This window comes from Bradyrhizobium sp. sBnM-33, assembly GCF_032917945.1.
GTDB lineage: Bacteria > Pseudomonadota > Alphaproteobacteria > Rhizobiales > Xanthobacteraceae > Bradyrhizobium.
The window spans coordinates 5,704,679-5,721,514 of record NZ_CP136624.1; the positions used below are offsets into that span (position 1 = coordinate 5,704,679).

The following is a 16,836-nucleotide window of genomic DNA, read 5'->3' on the forward strand; positions in this document are numbered from 1 at the left end:
GGCTAGTTACGGCTTCAAGCAGCTCGCTGAAACGGCCGTAAAACGCTGGCATCGACGGGCAAAATCAGTATGTTGCAGCCCGAAACCGCCTGATTGGCCCTGCGGACGCCCATGTCCGATTCGGCCGAAGGCCAGAAATTCGGGAAAGCAGCTTTGAAAGTCATCGCCAGTTCTATTCGCAAGGGCAACGTCATCGAGCAAGACGGAAAGCTCTATGTCGTCCTGTCAGCCGAAAACATCCATCCCGGCAAGGGAACCCCGGTCAGCCAGATCGAAATGCGCCGCATTGGCGACGGCGTGAAGGTGTCGGAACGCTACAAGACCACTGACCAGGTCGAGAAGGCCACCGTCGAGGACCGCAATTTCAACTACCTCTACGAAGATGCCGACGGCTTCCACTTCATGAATGCCGAGACCTATGACCAAGTCCAGGTTTCGAAGGAGATCGTAGGCTCGGCTGCGCCCTACTTGCAGGAAAACATGACGGTGAAGCTGTCGATGCACGACCTGAACCCGGTCGCCATCCAGTTGCCGCAGCGCGCAACCCTCGAAGTTGTGGAGACCGAGCCGGTCACCAAGGGGCAGACCGCGTCTTCCTCCTACAAGCCTGCTATCCTCTCCAACGGCGTACGCACCTCGGTGCCGCCGCACATTGGAACGGGAACACGGATCGTGGTCATGACCGAGGACGGCTCCTACGTCGAGCGCGCAAAGGATTAAGACCGCGCCATAGGCTACGGGGCATACGCCGGGGGGCGATGCATTGGGTACAATGGCTGTCCGCTTGCTCTCGGGTTGGCTGGCAGCCTTTTGTTTGCTCCCCGCCGGGATTGCCGACGTTTCCGCCAATGAGTTCAGAACGCCGTCGATGTCGGCCGTTCGCGTCGAATGGCGCGCCGTATTGGATCAGCTTAGCAGCGAGATCAGTTCCCGGCCGGCGATCGCGTCGCGCTTCACCTTCGCAGGCCAGCGGCGGGTGCCGGCATGGGATCCGCGCGCGACGCCTGCGCTGGTGCAGTTGAACGCGATCAATTCGGCGATGTTCGCGGGAATCGGCCGCAGTCCGGTGCCGGTGCTGTTGCCGTTTGATACCGCGGCTTATCTCGAGGCCGAGGCCAGTGGCACGCAGGCCCCGGCGGTGTCACGCCATCAGGCCGGCTTCCGCCCCGTCGACCTGTTTTACGCCGGCCCCTCCGGCTATGACGCGGTGTTTTCGCTGGATCCCGGCGCCGGTGAGGGCCTTCCGTCGCGAACCTTCGCCCGGCCGGTGGAGGTGCAGATCACGGGCTCGATCCTGGTCTACGATCTTGCCGATCCGCTCGGCGGCAAGGGCGAGCCGGTCAAGGCGCTGGCGTCGCAATACCCCGACATGCGCCGTTTCATTCGCGAAGGTTATGTGCGCTACGCCTTCACCCGTTTCGGCGTGCCCTACGTGGTATCGATCCAATGCCTCGATTCAGCGCCGCGAGCGCGGCGGCTGGCCTGCCGCGAGGCTTACCCGATTGCCCAGCGCTTCCTGAAGGCGCTGCGCATCGCCGGAGGCCAGCCGGCGCGACCGCGCTTCGACGTTTCCTCCGAGGTTGCTGAACGGCCGGCCACCCTTTCGCCCGACTTCAGCTATCGTCCGAGCGGTGACATCATCGCCAACAGCGGCGCACGCAGGCGCGGCGGCCGCGCCGACCTTATTGCTTATTCGCAGATCCGCTTTCCGCTGGAGAAAGCTCCGGCCCGGGTCAGCTCGCAGCAGTTCGCCAAGCGCAAATCCGGCGAACGCCAAGGTACCTATCAAGGCACCTATCAAGGCGTCTATCCGTGGCGGGACAATTTTTGCGAAGCCCGCAGTTTCCAGGTCGGCCAATGTGCGGCCGGCTTCGGTCACCAGGGCCAGGACATCCGTCCTGCGCCCTGCCCGCCGAACCCTGGCGCCGACAACTCCTGCCATCCGAGGAAACAGGCGGTCATCGCCGTCCGCGACGGCGTCATCATCCGTTCCTTAAAGCAACAGGCGGCAACACTGCAGATCAACACAAGCAAAGAGCACATCCGCTTTCGCTACATGCACATGAACCCTTCAGCCATGGATGCGGACGGCATCCTCAACGGGCGCCGGGTCGCCGAGGGCGAGAAGATCGGCGTGGTCTCCAACTATCTCGATTTCCCGAACGGCACGTCATACCACCTCCACTTCGACGTGCAGGTGTTCACGCGTGACGGCTGGATCTGGGTCAACCCCTACACCACCCTGATCGCCTCCTACGAACGGCTGATCCGCGGCCGCGGCCACGAAATCGGGACCGAGCCGCCGGCGGCGGCTGCCGTCGCACATGCGTTGCCGGAGAATGTGCTGCGTCATGCCGCGCGGGAACGCCGCGAGAACTAATCGAAAACCGGTTCGCTTTCGAACGCGGAACCGTTCAAATCTCTGCAGTGGATTCCGTCGGCATTAACCGCTGGCGGCGTAACGTGGTATTGAAATACAAACCGCAATCCGTGCCCATAGCATGTTCACCACATTCGCCTGGTATTTCCTGTCGCTGGAAGGCCGCATCAGCCGCCAGGAGTTTCGGCTTGGTTATTTCGGCATCGTGATTGTTAATGCGTTGTTGATCCGGATATGGCGCAACCTCACCGTTCCGCGCGTGCGCTATTACGATCGCCACGATGTCAGCCATGACTGGTCGATCCTGCTGGTGCTGCTTGTCCTCCTTTGGCCGCTCATTGCCGTCACCGTGAAGCGGCTACACGATCTGAATGTTTCAGGATGGTGGATGCTCGCGGCGATCGCGATTCCCATTGTTTCCCGCGTAACAAGCGTCAGCGGATGGATCATCACCTTGCTGGTGGTGATCGTCCTAAGCGTCGTGCCGGGAAGGTCTGGAAATAACCGGTTCGGTCGTGACCCACTCGCCCAAACCGGCTTGTAGCACCCGTGCCGCTCAGGCGGCGTGATTCTTCCGCGCCGGCGGCGTCCAGCGAAACGCGGCGCCGAATCTGTTCCAGACATTGATCGAGGCGACAGCGGAGGTGAGATAGGCGAGCTCCTTCTCAGAGAATTCCGCGCTCGCCTGCGCATAGACTTCGTCATTGACGCCATCTGCGAGCAACGTCAGCGCCTCCGTCCACGCCAGCGCGGCACGCTCGCGCGCTGAAAACTGCGGCGCCTCGCGCCAGACCACCACGAGATTGAGCTTGTCGATGGGCACGCCGAGCTTTTCGCCCTCCAGGATGTGGTACTGCACGCAGAAGGCACAGCCGTTGATCTGCGAGGCGCGCAGCTTGATCAGCTCGAGCAATTGCTTGTCCATGCCCGCCTTCCCCGCGACCTGGCTGAGCGCCAGTACGGCCTCGTAAGCGTCCGGCGTCAATGACATGAAGTCTCGGTACTCTTTGCGGGCGTGTGACATCTCTTGTGCCTCATGTTATCAGTGCTCTGATTTATTATAAGAGCACTGATATGTTGCGCAAGATCGTAACTTCGGCGAGTGCACGATCGCATGGGCCGCAAAACGCCCACGCGCGAAAAACGAGAAATCGCGAAGAGCCGGCCGAGCGGAAATCCGCAGCCCGTAACCGCAAAAGATCCGCCGAAGATCCCGCATTCGCGATGATCCGGCCGCCGCCGCCCGGCGAGGGCAAGCGCGGCGAGCAAGGTTACCTCGCCTATCTGCTGCGCCAGGCCCAGAGCGCGACGCGGCTAGCGATGGAGCGGTCGCTGGCCGAGCTCGGCGTCACCGCGCCGCAATTCGTGGTGCTGACGATGCTCAGGGCCTACCCCGGCCTGTCCGGCGCGGAGCTTGCGCGGGTGGCGATGCTGACGCCGCAGACGGTCGGCGTCATCATCCGCAATCTCGAGCGCGACGGAGCGATCAGGAAGACCCCGCACCCAAGCCACGGCCGGGTACTGCAATGGACGCTGACGCGGCGGGGCGCGGCCCTGCTCAACAAATGCCGGCGGCACGCGCAAGCAATCGAGCTGCGCTTGGCGGCGGGGCTTTCTCCCAACGGCCAACGCCTGATCCGCCGCTGGCTGGCCAGAATCGCCGCGGATTTGTGAAGAAGCGCCGGTTCCCGCGGCGTCATGGCTTTTGGCGCAGGCCAGCCATGCCGCTAGACTGCGGGCATGAAACAGCCTGATTCCCAGAAAGTCCCAACCCGCCGCACGGTGCTGGGCCTCGGTACCGGCGCTCTGCTTGCGACGACGCTTCCCGTTTTGGCCGCCCCGCCCGGCTTCGACCAGTGGCGCGACAATTTTCGCGCGCGTGCTCTGGCAAAAGGCATTTCGGACGCGACCTGGACGCGGGTGATGGGTCGGATCGAGCCCGACATGAGCGTGTTCCGGCAGATGCAGAAGCAGCCGGAATTCCACGAGCAGATCTGGCAATACATCAACCGCCGCGTCTCCGACTGGCGCATCATCAACGGCCGCGAGGCGCTCCGGAAACACGAGGCGCTGTTCGCGCGGATCGAGCAGGACTTTGGCGTCGAGCGCGGCACGCTGCTGGCACTATGGGGCGTCGAGTCCGCCTATGGCGATCCCTTGGTGCAGCAGAACCATATGCGCCCGATCTTTCCTGCGCTCGCGGCGCTGGCCTGGAACGAGCCGCGTCGCCGCGCCTATTGGGAAACCGAGCTGATCAACGCGCTCAAGATCGTCGACCGCGGCTGGAGCACGCCGGAAGAAATGCGGGGATCCTGGGCCGGCGCGATGGGCCACACGCAATGGATGCCGGAAGTCTGGCTCAATGTTGGCATGGACTACGACAAGGACGGCCGCGTCTCGCCGTTCGGCAAGCCCGACGATGCGCTCGGCTCCAGCGCGCGCTACCTGCTCAACCGCGGCAAGTATCACCGCGGCGAACACTGGGGCTATGAAGTCCGCGCATCCGGCGGTGCTTCGAGCGGCAGCCGGACCTATGCAGCATGGGCCAGCGCCGGCGTCACGCGCGCCGACGGCAAGCCGTTTCCGCAGCCGAATGCGTCGGCGCAGATGTGGGTGCCGGTCTCAGGCGGCCCGACGTTTTTGTTGGGCCCGAATTTCTATTCGGTCAAAAGCTACAATCCGTCGATGAACTACGCGCTCGCGATTTGCCATCTCGGCGACCGCATTCTGGGCGCGCCGCCCTTCATCCAGCCCTTCCCCGGCTCGGAGCGCGCACTGACGCTCGCCGAAGTGCAGGAGCTGCAGACGCGTCTGACCAAAGTCGGCTTCGACACCGGCGGCACCGACGGCCGCGTCGGCAACGACACCATGAAGGCGGTGAAGGATTATCAGACCAAGATGGGGCTTTTGCCGGCGGACGGTTACGGCGGACTGAAGGTGCTCGCGCGGTTGAGGCAGGGCGGGTAGCTCCACCGTCATTGCGAGCGAAGCGACTTGTCCGCCGTAGCTCAACGAGCGAAGGCGGAAGCAATCCATGCCGCCGCAAGCGGAGCAATGCATTGCTTCGTCGCTTCAGCACAAAATTGCTTTGCAATTTTGTCGCGAGCTCCTCGCAATGACGGATTACTTCCGCGCCATTCCGCAAGCATTCAAGCCGCTTGCCGCGGCTCCGCTTCCTGCAGCAGCCGGTCGACCAGATCATCGACGGTGCGTTCGGCCGCCGCAATCGACGCCTGCAACCGGTCGCCGCCGAACTCGTCATACTCGATTGCAACGCTGTGGAATGCGGTGACGCCCAGAAACGCGAACACCTCGCGGATGGCACCTTCCACATGATTGATATGAGCGATGCGTCCGCCGGGATCGTACCCGTAGTCGCCTCGCGAACCGAGCAGGATGAGGCGCTTGTCCATGCCTGCCAGCAGCGGCGTATAGGGATCGTCTGGCCGTGAACGATCAAAACCGAACGTGCGGCCGACCCGCACGACGTTGTCGATATAGGCCTTGAACTGCGCGGGCATGCCGAAATTGTACATCGGCACGCCAGCCACGATCAGATCGGCTGCGATCAGTTCATCGACCAGCGCGTCGCTTTCCGCGAGCGCCTCATTCATCCAAGGCTCACGTTGGTCGGGCTTCGTAAAGGCGGCGCTGATCCATTTTTCGGTCACCGGCGGCGGCGGTGATTGGCCGACATCTCGACTGACCAGAAAATCATTCGGCCGGTGTTGCAGCCACCGCCGGGTGAACCGCGCGGTGAGCCTGCGTGTGTGCGATCCCCGCGGGCTCCGGTCCGAGGCTTGGCAACGCGCGCTCGAATCAATTCGTAACAGCTTCATGGCTCAACTTCCTTCATCCATTTTCGATACATTGGTGCGAAGAATCCGCGTTGACAAACGCAAACTACTCAGCTTATGGTTGAAATTCATTCATCCATAGGCTTTAGCCATGAGACGACTGCCGCCGTTGACCGGTTTGCGCGCGTTCGAGGCCGCCGCGCGACATCTGAGCTTCAAGCGCGCAGCCCACGAACTGCACGTCACGCCAACGGCGATCAGTCATCAGGTGCGGCATCTGGAGGAAGCGATCAGCGTAAGCCTGTTCGAACGGCGCACTCGCCAGGTGGTGCTGACGGCGGAGGGGCAAGTCTTGCTGCCGGTTCTGCGCGACGGCTTCGATTCCTTTGCGCGCGTCATCGACGGCTTGAGCCGCAGGCAGCGGCGCGCCGCGGTTACGCTTTCCGCGACGCCTGCTTTCACGGCCAAGTGGCTGGTGCCGCGCATCGCTGCCTTTCGCAAGGCACGGCCGGACATCGATCTCACGTTGCTCGCCTCGCTGGAAGTCGTTGGCCTCGGTTCGGGCGCCGCCGATCTCGCCCTGCGCTACGGCCCCGGACCTTATCCCGATCTGGTCGCCGAGCCGCTGACCGTCGATCGCTTCGCGCCGGTCGCAAGCCCGCGCCTCGGTGTCAAGAAAACGAGCGACCTCCGGTCAGCAACCCTGCTGCATTTCGACTGGTATCGTCGCGATCCCCGCAATCCAACCTGGCGTCGCTGGCTGAAAATTGCCGGCATTGACGGCATCGATGCGCGGGCGGGTCTGCGCTTCAGCGATGAGACCCATGCGATCCAGGCGACCGTCGCCGGCGCCGGGATCGCGCTGCATAGCCTGCTGCTCGTCTCCGACGAACTGGCGCAGGGCACGCTGGTGGTCCCGTTCGGACCGGAACTTGAGGGTTTCTCATTGCATCTGGTGCGCGACCGCAGCCGGCCGCTGACGGAGCCGATCGAGGCGGTGCAGGCCTGGCTGCGGGCACAATTTACCGCGGCGTCCAAATAGCGGCGCGCTCTAGCGCGGACGCTGCAAAGAAGCGGGTTTCGCCCCGTTGGCGCTCACGCCCGCCGCACCACCCCGCCCGCATTCATGCCGCCGTCGATCACGAGCTCGGTTCCCGTCACATAGCGCGATGCATCGGAGGCCAGATACAGCACGCCCTGCGCGATCTCTTCGGCCTGCCCGGCACGGCCGAGCGGGGTTGCCATTTTCGCCCGCTCCTCCGGATCGATCGGCGCGTTCTGCCCGCTGCCGGTAGCTCCCACCGGAATCTTGCCCCAGATCGGTGTGTCGATGATGCCGGGATGCACTGAGTTGACGCGGATGCCGTCCCCGAACGTCGCGCACTCCATTGCGATCGCCTTGGCGAACAGCCGCACGCCGCCCTTGGTCGCGCAATAACCAGAAAGCCCGGCCGCGCCACGCAAGCCCGCCAGCGACGACATCATGATGATGGAGCCGCCGCCGGTCTTGCGCATCACAGGCAGGCAATGCTTCACCGACAGAAACACACCGTCGAGATTGATCGCGGTCTGCCGCCGCCAATCCTCAAGCGACATCTCGGTGATCGACGGCACCGAAATGCCGATGCCGGCGTTCGAGACCAGCACGTCGAGCCGGTCATAGCGTTTCATGACATCGGCCACGACCTCGATCCAGCGTTCCTCGCTGGTGACGTCATGATGCCAAAAGCTCGCCTCCCCACCCGCCTTCTTGATCCGCGCAACGACCTCGGGGCCTCTCAAATTATCGACATCAGTCACCGCGACAGAGGCGCCCTCGCGCGCCAGCAATTCGCAAACCGCTTCGCCAATACCGGATGCGCCGCCCGTCACCAGCGCGACCTTGCCCCTAACCTGCCCCGTCATTTCTTCTCCCGTTCTGTTTGTTGATTGAGACGTTTCTTGTTCTACCTGATCACGGCCGGCCCCGGATCCGGCACGGCGACGTCGAGCACGCGCAACTGCACGCGCTCCGAACCCTGGAAGCGATCGACCGCGAGCGTAGCAGCCACGTGCAAGAGCTGGCCGCGGTTCTGCGTCAGCGCGTGACCGAGTTTCTGTCCGACCGCGCGGAACGCGATGCCGTTGACGATGGCGCCATCGCCCGATTTGAAGCGCACGCGCAAATGCGTCTGCCCCACTTCGTCGGCATAGACGAGCTGATGCGCCGGCAGCGCGATCACCGGCTCCGGATTGGCCGCGCCGAACGGCCCGGCGCGGTTCAGCGTATTGGCGAATTCCACGGTCACGCTGCGCGCGCTAACGGCGCCATCAATGAACAGCTCGTTCTCGTGACGGGAATTGGCGACGTCCTCGGCCAGCGCGCTTTCCATAAAGGCACGAAACTCCGCAAGCTTCTCTTTGCGCAGCGTCACGCCGGCAGCCATGGCATGGCCGCCGCCCTTCATCAAAAGCCGCTCCTTCACCGCCTGCCGCACGGCCTTGCCGAGATCGACGCCCGAGATCGAGCGGCCCGATCCGGTGCCGATGCCGCCGGGCTCGAGCGCAATGGCAAAAGCCGGACGCGCAAACTTCTCCTTCAGCCGCGAGGCGACGAGGCCGACGATGCCGGGATGCCAGCCTTCGGCAGCGGTCACGATCACCGCGCCCTTATCTTCAAGCCCGAGCGAGGCCAGCGCCTCGGCTTCGGCCTGCGCCTCTGCCGCCTGCTCGATGACGCGGCGCTCGCTGTTCAGCCGGTCGAGCTCGGCCGCGATCCGCGCGGCCTCCGAGACGTCGCCCTCCAGCAAGAGCCGCACGCCGAGATCGGCGCGCCCGATCCGGCCGCCCGCATTGATGCGCGGCCCCAGCATAAAACCGAGATGCCAGGCTTCCGGCGGGCCGTTTAGCCGCGCCACGTCCATCAGCGCGGTATGCCCGACATGGTCGCGGCGCCGCATCGCGATCAGGCCCTTGGCAACAAAGGCGCGGTTGAGCCCGGTCAGCGGCGCGACGTCGGCCACGGTGCCGAGCGCCACATGGTGCAGCATGCCGAGCAGATCCGGCTCCGGCCGCTCAGGAGTCCAAAAGCCGCGGCCGCGCAATTCGCGGTTCACGGCGACCAGCGTGATCAGCACCAGGCCGACCGCTGCCAGATGACCAAGCCCCGAGAGGTCGTCCGGGCGATTCGGATTCACCAGCGCGTCGACCTCCGGCAATTCATCGCCGGTCTGGTGATGGTCGATGACGACGACGGATAGGCCGTGCTTTCGCGCTTCCGCCAGCGGCTCGATGCTGGTGGTGCCGCAATCGACGGTCACCAGCAGCGTTGCGCCCTTGGCGGCCAGCGCCCGCACCGCCTCGACATTGGGGCCATAGCCTTCAAAGATCCGATCCGGGATATGAATCAGCGGATCGAGCCCGCAATGGCGCAAATGCCAGGCGAGCAGCGCCGCGGACGTGGCCCCGTCCACGTCGTAGTCGCCGAAGATCGCAACCTTTTCCCCGCGCAGCGCGGCATCGGCAATACGTTTGGCCGCCACTTCCATCTGCGTCACGGTGTGTGGATCGGGCATCAGTTTGCGGATGGTCGGATCGAGAAAATCCTGAACCTCCTCGATCCCGACATCGCGGCCCGCCAGTACGCGCGCCAGCATTTCCGGCAACTGGTAGCGCTGGGTGATCGCCAGCGCCCGCGCCGCTCCCCTGGCGTCGAGCCGGTCGCGCCACAATTTGCCAGTCGCCGAACGCAATACGCCGAGAAACGCCGGCGGCAGTTCAACGGGAAGTGCGGATGCGGGAAGGGTCATGATGCCTTCGAGAGATAGGGGCAAAGCGGGCTGTCGGCAAACGCAAACGGGGGCAATGGCGAGCCGCCACAGCGAACGAATCAGCTCGCGCCGCTCCGGGTACCTCGCCCCGGCCTCTGCCGCCAAAACCGACCTGCACAAAGAAGATGCAACCTGTCTCTGCAAAACTACCGTAAGGCGGCGGAACTTAAACCAATCGTTAGCCATGATCCCCGACAAAGGAGTCGAATACGCTCACATTTGAGTCCCGCCGATCCGCAGAAGATCGACATCCGCACAAAGACTGAGGAATTCCCGCCAATGTCCGTCGCGCTTCGCTCCCAAACCGCAACGACCGCAAAACAGCCGGCCAAATCAGCGGGCGCCGAGGACGACTCCGACGTTTCCGCGCTGATCGCGAGATTGACCGCCGAGGTCAACCAGGTCGCCTGCGAGAAGACCAAGTCGATCCAGAAGATCACCAACCAGATGAAGATGCTGGCGCTGAACGCGTTGATCGAGAGTTCGCGCGCCGGCGCGCAAGGTGCGGGCTTTGCCGTGGTGGCGCAGGAAGTCCGTAACGTCGGCCAGCAGGTCGAGACCATTGCCCGCGAGCTCGAAACCCAGCTCACCAACCGGACCGGCAATCTGATGAATTCGATCGCGCAGATGGCCGACCGCTCGCGCGGCGAGCGCATGGTGGATCTGTCGCTCAACGCCATCGAGCTGATCGACCGCAACCTCTATGAGCGCACCTGCGACGTGCGCTGGTGGGCAACCGATTCCGCCGTGGTCGGTTGCGCGGCCGAGCCAAGCGCTGCCGCCGTCAGCCATGTGTCGGAGCGGATGTCCGTGATCCTCGGCGCCTATACCGTCTATCTCGATCTCTGGCTCTGCGATCTCGACGGCAATGTGCTGGCCAACGGCCGCGCCGATCGCTTCGGCGTCGTGGGCCAGAACGTGGCGCAGACCAAGTGGTTTCGCGTGGCGCGAGCCCTGCGCTCCGGCGACGATTACGCCGCCGGCGACGTCGAATGCCAACCCTTGCTCGGCAATGCACAGGTCGTGACCTACTGCGCCAGCGTTCGCGAAGGCGGCAAGGCGAACGGCAAACCAACCGGCGTGCTGGCGATTCATTTCGACTGGGAGCCGCAGGCCCGCGCCATCGTCCAGGGCGTGCGCGTCGGCGCAGCCGACAAGGCGCGCGTGCTGCTGGTCGATTCGAATTTCCGGGTGATCGCGGCGTCCGACGGCCTAGGCCTGCTCACCGAACGCATCTCGCTTCCATTGGAAGGGCGGCGCTCCGGCTTCCATCAGGACCGCTCCGGCGCGCTGGTCGCGTTCCACGCCACGCCCGGCTATGAGACCTACAGGGGCCTCGGCTGGTTCGGCGTGATCCAGGCCGGCGCGGGATAGTACGCGGCGGAGATCAGCAGGCCAGTGCGTAGGATGGGTCGAGCGAAAGCGATACCCATCAGCTGCAATACGTGAAGGTGATGGGTATCGCTGCCCTCCACCCATCCTACATCCGGTACAGGAGTAAGAACTAGCACCCCAGCCGGTCGGCGATGCCGCCAAAATCCTTGGCGACGATGTCCCAATTGCCGGTGGCCTCGAAATCGTATTTCTGGTGCGGGCCGTATTCGGTTGGTCGCGCGACAAAGGCGGTCTTGAGGCCGTTCTGCTGCGCGGCTTTCAGGTCGCCATTATGCGCGGCGACCATCATCACCTGCTCCGGCGGCAGGCAGAGCAATTTGGCGGCGCCGAGATAGGTTTCCGGATCGGGCTTGTAGTGCTCGAACAACTCCGCCGACATGATGAGATCCCACGGCAGGCCGGCGAATTTTGCCATGTTGGTCAATAGCGCGACGTTGCCGTTGGAGAGCGGCGAGATGATGTATTTTGTCTTCAGCCGCGTCAGCCCTGGCACGCTATCGGGCCACGGATGCAGGCGGTGCCAGCCCATCGTCAGGTAGTGCAGATCGGCGTCGCTCAGTCCCTTGATCGCGAATTGCGCGACCAGCTTTTCCAACGAGCGCCGGTGCAACGTGTCGAGGATCTGATAGCCGCGTTCGGGATGCTTGCGCACCTCATCCATCGAGGCCATGTAAACGCCGCGCCAGCCGTCGACGAGCGCGGTCCAGTCGGCGTTAATGCCTGAGGTCTTCGACCACTCCGTGAAACCATTGATGAGGCTGGTGCGCCAGTCGACGACGGTGCCGAACACGTCGAACACCAGCGCTTTTACGGCTGATACGTCGGACACGAGCGCCTCCCCTGTTTCTTCTTGTCGTCATTCCGGGGCGATGCGCAGCATCGAACCCGGAATCTCGAGATTCTCAGGTGCGCAATTGCGCACCATAGTTCGCTTCGCGCCCCGGAATGACGATGAGTCTCAATCCAGGTGAAACTTATCCAGCTGCCGGTGCTCGGCCTTGATGTAACGCACCGTGCCGGTCACCGAGCGCATCACCACCGTTTCGGTCTCGATCACAGCATCCTTGCGGAACTTGACGCCCGTGAGCAGCGAACCTGTCGTGACGCCGGTGGCCGCGAATAGGCAGTCGCCGCGCACCATGTCCTCGATGCCGTAGATCATCTTCGGATCGGTCACGCCCATCTTGTGGGCGCGCTCGCGCTTTTCCTCGCTGTCGAGGATCAGCCGGCACTGCATCTGGCCGCCGATGCAGCGCAGCGCCGCCGCCGCCAGCACACCCTCGGGCGCGCCGCCGGTGCCGATATACATGTCGACGCCGGTGTTGTCGGGGTCGGCGCAATGGATCACGCCCGCAACGTCGCCGTCGGTGATCAGCCGCACCGCAGCGCCGGTCGAGCGGATGCTGGCGATGATGTCGGCGTGGCGCGGGCGATCCAGCACCAGCACCGTGATCGCACCGGGCTCGACCCCCTTGGCTTTGGCGAGGCGGCGGACGTTGTCGGCCGGCGACGCGTCAAGTTCGACTACCCCCTTGTCGTAGCCCGGTCCGATCGCAAGCTTCTCCATGTAGACGTCGGGCGCGTGCAACAGCGTGCCGCCATCGGCCATCGCCATGGTCGCGATCGCGCCCGGCATGTTCTTGGCGCATAGCGTGGTGCCTTCCAGCGGGTCGACGGCGATATCGACCTGAGGACCTGCGTTCAGCCCGACCTTTTCGCCGATGAACAGCATCGGCGCCTCGTCGCGCTCGCCCTCGCCAATCACGATGGTGCCTTCGATCGGCAGCTTGTTGAGCTCGCGGCGCATCGCGTCCACGGCAGCCTGATCCGCCGCCTTCTCCTGGCCGTGGCCGCGCAGCCGCGCGGCCGAAACGGCTGCACGTTCCGTCACCCGCACGATTTCAAGCGTCAGGATGCGCTCAAGCAGCAATTGCGGCGGAACGGAAATATGGGTCGACATAGCGAGCACTCCTTAAATCTTCACACCGGGCCCCCGGCCCGTCTTCAACCGTTGGACGCGCAATCCCTTGCAAATCGCGCGCTAGTTTTTCTCGATCCGTATCACCTGCGGCCGGCCGCTGATCACTTTATCGCGCTGCACCGCCTCCAGCGCACGATACACCGCATCCTCTGAAGTTGCGTAGGTAATCAGAATGACCGGAACTGGTGACCCCTTCTTCGTGGCGCCATTCAAGTCGACACCCTCGGGATGGCGCTGCACGATCGACTCCAGCGAGATCTTCTGCTGGGCAAGGCGCGTAGCGATGGTGGCGGCGGTGCCGGCGAGATCGCGCGCCATCAAGCGGATGTAGTAGCCGCCCTCGTGCCGTTCCATCGGCGCCTTGGTGGTGTCGCGCAGCCGATCGACGGGACGCCCGAACGGCTTGGCGCGAATGCCGCGCGCCACATCGGCGATGTCGGCAACAACGGCGGACGCGGTCGCTGCACCTCCGGCGCCCGGCCCCACCAGCGTGATCGGCGGGATGCCCTCGCCGTCGATGGTCACGGCGTTGGTGACGCCCATCACCTGCGCGATCGAGGACGATTTCGGCACCATGGTCGGATGCACGCGCTGCTCGATACCCTTGGCGGTGCGCACCGCCACGCCAAGCAGCTTGACGCGGTAGCCGAGTTCTTCGGCCGCACGCAAATCTTCCGGTGCAATCGAGGAGATCCCTTCGACATACACCGCGCTCTGCGCCACCTTGGTACCGAAGGCAAGACTCGCCAGAATCGCGAGCTTCTGCGCCGTGTCATGGCCATCGACGTCGAAGGACGGATTGGCTTCGGCATACCCGAGCCGCTGCGCGTCTTTCAGGCATTCGGCAAATGACAATCCCTCATGCTCCATCCGGCTCAGGATGTAATTGCAGGTGCCATTGAGGATGCCGTAGACGCGGTTGACACCGGTGCCCGCAAGCCCTTCGCGCAAGGTCTTAATCACCGGAATGGCGGCGCCGACCGCCGCCTCGTAGTTCAACGCGCCGCCGTGCTTCTCGGCCGCCTTCGCCAGCCGCACGCCGTGCTTGGCGATCAGCGCCTTGTTGGCAGTTACCACCGACTTGCCACTCTTTAGCGCAGCCTCGATCGCCGACAGCGCCGGCTCGCCGGAGCCGCCCATCAGTTCGACGAAGCAGTCGACGTTGGCGTTGCTGGCCAGATCAAGCGGGCTTTTCGCCCAGTCGATACCGCGGAGATCGAGCGAACGCTTCTTCGCCTTCGAGCGCGCAGTGACGGCAACGACGCGCACACCGCGCCCGCTGCGCTCGGCAAGCGTCCGCGACTGCTCTTCGATGAGGCGGACGACTTCGGCACCAACAGTGCCGAGCCCCGCGATACCCACTCTCAGGGGTGCGACCATGAATGAGAGAACCTGCAATAAAAGGAATTAGCGCCGGTTGGCGAGAGGAACCACGTTGTGCAACGTTTCAATGCCGCTTTCAAGGAAGCGGCGCACCCCGCGCGCGGCCTGGCGGATACGCTGCTCGTTTTCCACCATGGCGATGCGGACATAGCCTTCGCCATGCTCGCCGAAGGCAACACCGGGCGAAACCACCACGCCCGACTTCTCCACCATCAGGGTCGCGAACTGCATGCTGCCGACGCCCTCGAACGCCTTGGGCAATGGCGCCCAAGCAAACATCGAAGCCTGCGGCGGCGGAATTTCCCACCCTGCCCGGCCGAACGATTCGACCAGCGCGTCACGGCGCTTGCGGTAGGTATCGCGCATTTCCTTGATGCAATCGTCCGGCCCGTTCAGCGCGGCGGTGGCGGCGACTTGAATGGGCGTGAACGCGCCGTAGTCAAGGTAGGATTTCACCCGCGCCAGCGCGGCAATGATCCGCTCATTGCCGACCGCAAAGCCCATGCGCCAGCCCGCCATCGAGAACGTCTTCGACATCGAGGTGAATTCGACGGTGACGTCAATTGCGCCGGGAACCTGCAGCACCGAGGGCGGCGGATTGCTGTCGTCGAAATAGACCTCAGCGTAAGCCAGGTCCGACAGGATGAAGATCTCGTGCTTCTTCGCGAACGCCACCAGATCCTTGTAGAAATCGAGCTCGGCGACATAGGCGGTCGGATTGGAGGGATAACAGACGATCAGCGCGATCGGCTTCGGGATCGAATGAATTATGGCGCGCTCCACCGCCTCGAAAAATTGCGGGGTCGGTTCCGAGGGCACCGAGCGGATCACGCCGCCCGCCATCAGAAAGCCGAAGGCGTGAATCGGGTAGCTCGGATTGGGGCACAGCACGACGTCGCCGGGCGCGGTAATCGCCTGCGCCACATTGGCAAAGCCTTCCTTCGAACCCAGCGTCGCAACGACCTGGGTGTCCGGATTGAGTTTCACGCCGAACCGCCGTCCGTAATAGGCGGCTTGCGCCTTGCGCAGGCCGTTGATGCCGCGCGAGGCCGAGTAGCGATCGGTCCGCGGCTTGCCCAGCGTCTCCTTCAGCTTCTCGAGCACATGGGGTGGCGTCGGCAGGTCCGGATTGCCCATGCCCATGTCGATAATGTCGGCCCCGGCATTGCGCGCGGCCGCCTTGGCCTGGTTGACCTTCTCGAACACGTAAGGCGGCAGGCGGCGAATGCGATAAAAATCTTCCATGGGACCCTTGCTCCGACAACCGGCAGGACAGAATCGAACGGAACCTGCGCGCGGTACGAAACCCGATCGGCTTCGTCCAAAAATCGCCCCCAATCAAGGATTTGGAGCGAATTCAGGCGCGAGGTCTCTAGGCTCTGGACCCGCAATGCGGTTGAATTGGGTTCTTTTACCACGGGAGCCCGGCAGCGCCAGTTTTTATGGCGTTTTCAGGCGAAAGCCTGCCCCGGACTTGATCCGGGGTGGTGACCGGTTCGCATAGCAATCAAGTTTGCGCAGATTGCGTAGACTTATCTGCGGTAGAAAACGCGTCCAAACTAAGGCTATCTCACTTCTTGGCCGGTTTTGGCGGGGTAGCGGCGGTTGCCTGCCGGTCGCGAGCGGCGGTCAATTCTGCCTGGATTTTAGCCAACTCGGCCGGCTTCATCGCCTCCTCGTTGCGGTCCGGTGGCAGATCATGAACCGGTAGATAGCCACCAGCTTCCTTCGGACGCTCTGGCGCATCAGCCGGCAGGCCGAGGCCCGGCATGTCCGCGATCTGGGTCGAGCAGCCGCCGAGCGCAAGCGCCGTTGCAAGCAGCGTGGCAACCGACCGCAGCCTTATCGTTCGATCCACCGGCATCCGTCCCGGAAATCCCCAACTACCTGATGCAGCGCACGCGTACCGCGATGGCATCTATGCGCTGGTACGAGCCTTGCAACGCCAAATCGTCCCGCGGCGTTGATTTCGCTAGAACCGTTCAAACCATTGTTGCCCGAAACGATTAAAGCCCAAAGAGCAAATGCGACAGGTGCGGCCTTAATGTGTCGCAACACGAGAAGTTTATCGCAGTGCAGCAGGTTAACGCC

Annotated in this window: 16 protein-coding genes; 7 read left to right on the top strand and 9 right to left on the bottom strand. The window is 63.7% G+C overall.

Annotated elements, in window-relative coordinates:
* The first annotated feature begins 153 nt into the window (after positions 1-153).
* From efp to RX328_RS26735, 3 genes are all read left to right on the top strand, one after another.
* A complete protein-coding gene (gene efp, locus RX328_RS26725; protein ID WP_171710882.1) occupies positions 154-720 on the top strand; it encodes an elongation factor P in 567 nt (188 codons plus the stop codon).
* Positions 721-772: 52 nt separating this feature from the next.
* Positions 773-2,380: a peptidoglycan DD-metalloendopeptidase family protein gene (locus tag RX328_RS26730; protein ID WP_213247312.1), complete on the top strand. Its 1,608-nt coding sequence runs from the start codon at positions 773-775 to the stop codon at positions 2,378-2,380.
* A gap of 121 nt (positions 2,381-2,501) precedes the next feature.
* Complete coding sequence (locus RX328_RS26735) at positions 2,502-2,924, top strand: DUF805 domain-containing protein (RefSeq protein ID WP_213247314.1); 423 nt, start codon at positions 2,502-2,504, stop codon at positions 2,922-2,924.
* 12 nt (positions 2,925-2,936) lie between these two features.
* Here the strand turns inward: RX328_RS26735 and RX328_RS26740 are convergent, their stop codons facing one another.
* A complete protein-coding gene (locus tag RX328_RS26740) occupies positions 2,937-3,404 on the bottom strand; it encodes a carboxymuconolactone decarboxylase family protein (RefSeq protein ID WP_213247316.1) in 468 nt (155 codons plus the stop codon).
* Between the two features lie 200 nt (positions 3,405-3,604).
* Here RX328_RS26740 and RX328_RS26745 point away from each other — a divergent pair, with 200 nt between their 5' ends.
* Positions 3,605-4,054, top strand: a complete 450-nt coding sequence (locus tag RX328_RS26745) for a MarR family winged helix-turn-helix transcriptional regulator (protein WP_213247759.1) — start codon at positions 3,605-3,607, stop codon at positions 4,052-4,054.
* Positions 4,055-4,120: 66 nt separating this feature from the next.
* Positions 4,121-5,347, top strand: coding sequence for a lytic murein transglycosylase (locus tag RX328_RS26750; RefSeq protein ID WP_213247318.1), 1,227 nt, complete (start codon positions 4,121-4,123; stop codon positions 5,345-5,347).
* A gap of 182 nt (positions 5,348-5,529) precedes the next feature.
* Here the strand turns inward: RX328_RS26750 and RX328_RS26755 are convergent, their stop codons facing one another.
* Positions 5,530-6,219 (bottom strand): FMN-dependent NADH-azoreductase, encoded by a 690-nt coding sequence (locus tag RX328_RS26755; protein WP_213247320.1) that lies wholly within the window; start codon positions 6,217-6,219, stop codon positions 5,530-5,532.
* Between the two features lie 109 nt (positions 6,220-6,328).
* On the opposite strand from RX328_RS26755, the gene RX328_RS26760 reads away from it, so the two are divergent.
* Positions 6,329-7,219: a LysR substrate-binding domain-containing protein gene (locus RX328_RS26760; protein WP_213247322.1), complete on the top strand. Its 891-nt coding sequence runs from the start codon at positions 6,329-6,331 to the stop codon at positions 7,217-7,219.
* Positions 7,220-7,272: 53 nt separating this feature from the next.
* Here RX328_RS26760 and RX328_RS26765 read toward each other — a convergent pair whose 3' ends face one another.
* Complete coding sequence (locus RX328_RS26765) at positions 7,273-8,082, bottom strand: SDR family NAD(P)-dependent oxidoreductase (RefSeq protein WP_213247324.1); 810 nt, start codon at positions 8,080-8,082, stop codon at positions 7,273-7,275.
* Between the two features lie 41 nt (positions 8,083-8,123).
* A complete protein-coding gene (gene recJ / locus RX328_RS26770; RefSeq protein ID WP_213247326.1) occupies positions 8,124-9,965 on the bottom strand; it encodes a single-stranded-DNA-specific exonuclease RecJ in 1,842 nt (613 codons plus the stop codon).
* Between the two features lie 300 nt (positions 9,966-10,265).
* Here recJ and RX328_RS26775 point away from each other — a divergent pair, with 300 nt between their 5' ends.
* The gene (locus RX328_RS26775; protein ID WP_213247328.1) at positions 10,266-11,360 is read left to right on the top strand and encodes a methyl-accepting chemotaxis protein; all 1,095 of its coding nucleotides are present in this window, start codon (positions 10,266-10,268) and stop codon (positions 11,358-11,360) included.
* Positions 11,361-11,490: 130 nt separating this feature from the next.
* On the opposite strand, the gene RX328_RS26780 is transcribed toward RX328_RS26775, so the two are convergent.
* From RX328_RS26780 to RX328_RS26800, 5 genes are all read right to left on the bottom strand, one after another.
* Positions 11,491-12,210, bottom strand: a complete 720-nt coding sequence (locus tag RX328_RS26780) for a haloacid dehalogenase type II (protein ID WP_213247330.1) — start codon at positions 12,208-12,210, stop codon at positions 11,491-11,493.
* A 129-nt stretch (positions 12,211-12,339) separates the two neighbouring features.
* Positions 12,340-13,341 (bottom strand): class II fructose-bisphosphatase, encoded by a 1,002-nt coding sequence (glpX, locus tag RX328_RS26785; RefSeq protein WP_213247332.1) that lies wholly within the window; start codon positions 13,339-13,341, stop codon positions 12,340-12,342.
* A gap of 81 nt (positions 13,342-13,422) precedes the next feature.
* Positions 13,423-14,742, bottom strand: a complete 1,320-nt coding sequence (locus RX328_RS26790; RefSeq protein ID WP_213247334.1) for a homoserine dehydrogenase — start codon at positions 14,740-14,742, stop codon at positions 13,423-13,425.
* Between the two features lie 27 nt (positions 14,743-14,769).
* Complete coding sequence (locus RX328_RS26795) at positions 14,770-15,990, bottom strand: LL-diaminopimelate aminotransferase (protein ID WP_213247336.1); 1,221 nt, start codon at positions 15,988-15,990, stop codon at positions 14,770-14,772.
* 325 nt (positions 15,991-16,315) lie between these two features.
* On the bottom strand, positions 16,316-16,609 hold the full coding sequence (locus RX328_RS26800; protein WP_213247338.1) for a hypothetical protein: 294 nt from the start codon (positions 16,607-16,609) through the stop codon (positions 16,316-16,318).
* Positions 16,610-16,836 lie beyond the last annotated feature (227 nt).